Here is a 1,837-nt window from a genome sequence, read left to right as displayed (position 1 = left end):
CCCGCTCCTGCTGTATTTCAAGAACGGCCGGGCGAAGGTGGAGCTGGGCCTCTGTCGCGGTAAGACGCACGAGGACCGGCGGCAGGACATCAAGGAACGGGAGACCAAGCGGGAGATGGATCGCGCGATGCGTCGTCGCTGACGCGCTCATCCTCACCCCGAGGCGCACGTCGATGGACAAGAAGGGTCCGGAGAAGAAAGCGCGGCTGATGGCCGCACTCGACAAGGGCATGGTGATGATCCACCTGGACGCACGGCGTCCGGGGGTCATCGTGCCCACCTCGTTGCGAAACGAGGCCCACCTGCGCCTCAACCTGTCCTATCGGTTCGATCCTCCGGATCTCACCGTGGGCGAGTGGGGCATCCGCTGCACGCTCAGCTTCTCGGGGAGCCGGTTCACGGTGGCGGTGCCCTGGTCGGCGCTGTTCGCCATCACGAGCCACACGACGAAGGAATTCTGGATGTACCCGGACGACATGCCGGCCGAACTCATCCAGCAGACGATGGTGACGTCCAAGGCGACGGTGCCGGAGCCCGCGGCGGAGCAGCCGAGCCCGGCGGTGGAGCGTCCCCGGGCCATCCTCCGCGAGGTGGCGAGGTTGGACTCCCTGCCCGAGCCCCAGGAGGAGCCCGTCGCCACGCCAGTTGCCCCCGCTCCCGCTCCCGCTCCCGCTCCTGTCGCCGCCGCGACCGAGTCCGAGGGGCCGAAGGATGATCCGCCGCCCCCGCGTCGCGGACACCTGCGCCTGGTGAAGTGAGGGCGCGGGCTTCAGCGCCGCGCGGCCTCACTTGCGCAGCTTCACGTCCAGGGACACCGGCTCGCCTCCGGTGAAGGTGCCCGTCCAGGGCTTGTAGCCCTTGAGCGTCACCTTCACGGGGATGTCCTGGGCCGGGTAGGTGTTGTCGACGGCCAGCGGCGTCTTGCCCAGCACCGTGCCGTCCACGGTGACGGTGGCGCCCGCGGGCTCGCTCTGGATGGAGAGCATGCCCATCGGCGCCCCGGAGCCATGCGGGAGGCGGAGGGTGCGCAGTTGCTGGGAGAACTGGGGCAGCGCCACCACGACTCCGGCCAGCACCAGCAGCGGGATGGCCACGAGCGCCACCGTGCGTCCCCACCTCCGGCGGGGCCTGGGCTCGGCGGTGTCGATCGGCACGAAGTCGCTCTGCGGCCGAGGCGCCCGCTCGGTCAACTGCAACTCCTCCTCCTTCATGTCCATCACGGAGCGCAGCGGGGCCCGAGGCTCCGTCACGGGGGCGGGCGCCGCGGCGGTGGGCATGACGAGCCGCCCACTCATGCTGAGCGCGGGGCCTCCGGGCACGTCGTCGAACTCCTCGATCTCCAGTGCGAAGGAGGGCGGATCCACGGGCCGCGTGGGGAGTACGGGACTCTGGCGGGTGCGTGCCTGCCCACCCGGATCCGAACCGGGCTGAGCAGAGGACTCCGACAGCTCGAGCAGGGTGGGCGGGAGGTTCAGGCTGGCGAGGAACGCGGCGAGGGCCTGGGAGGAGGCGGGCTCGCCGGCCTGGGCGAGGTAGCGGGAGAGGGCCTCGGCCATGTCCTCTGGACGGGGGAAGCGGGCCTCGGGCGCCTTGGCCAGTGCGCGCGAGACGATGGCGGCCAGCGGGGCGGGCACGTCCGTGAGCGGTGGGGGCTCGTGCTGGGTGATGGCGAGGGCGATGGACATCGGATCGCCCGCGCCGTCTCCGAAGGGGTGCCGCCCGGCGAGCAGCTCGTAGAGGACGATGCCCAGGGAGAACAGATCGCTGATCGCGGTGGCCGAAGCGCCGGTGATGACCTCGGGGGCGGCGTAGGAAGGCTTGCCCTTGAAGACGCCGG

Annotated in this window: 3 protein-coding genes; 2 read left to right on the top strand and 1 reads right to left on the bottom strand. The window is 71.0% G+C overall.

Translation table 11 applies throughout. From position 1 onward, the window contains the following. Both VF697_RS00210 and VF697_RS00205 read left to right on the top strand, forming a co-directional pair. Positions 1-142: SsrA-binding protein (locus tag VF697_RS00210; protein WP_331091032.1), on the top strand; the 142-nt coding region annotated here is incomplete at its 5' end. A gap of 31 nt (positions 143-173) precedes the next feature. Further along, positions 174-758: a ClpXP protease specificity-enhancing factor SspB gene (locus VF697_RS00205; RefSeq protein WP_331091030.1), complete on the top strand. Its 585-nt coding sequence runs from the start codon at positions 174-176 to the stop codon at positions 756-758. Between the two features lie 27 nt (positions 759-785). On the opposite strand, the gene VF697_RS00200 is transcribed toward VF697_RS00205, so the two are convergent. After that, on the bottom strand, positions 786-1,837 hold a 1,052-nt coding region (locus VF697_RS00200; protein WP_331091028.1), incomplete at its 5' end, for a PEGA domain-containing protein.

It is taken from the genome of Archangium sp. (assembly GCF_036388035.1).
In the GTDB taxonomy this organism is placed as follows: Bacteria; Myxococcota; Myxococcia; order Myxococcales; family Myxococcaceae; genus Archangium.
This window is presented reverse-complemented; position numbering and strand designations above follow the sequence as displayed.

Excerpts from the sequence above, each read along its gene's own strand:
- VF697_RS00205 (WP_331091030.1), top strand. The coding sequence starts at position 174 with ATGGACAAGAAGGGTCCGGAGAAGAAAGCGCGGCTGATGGCCGCACTC.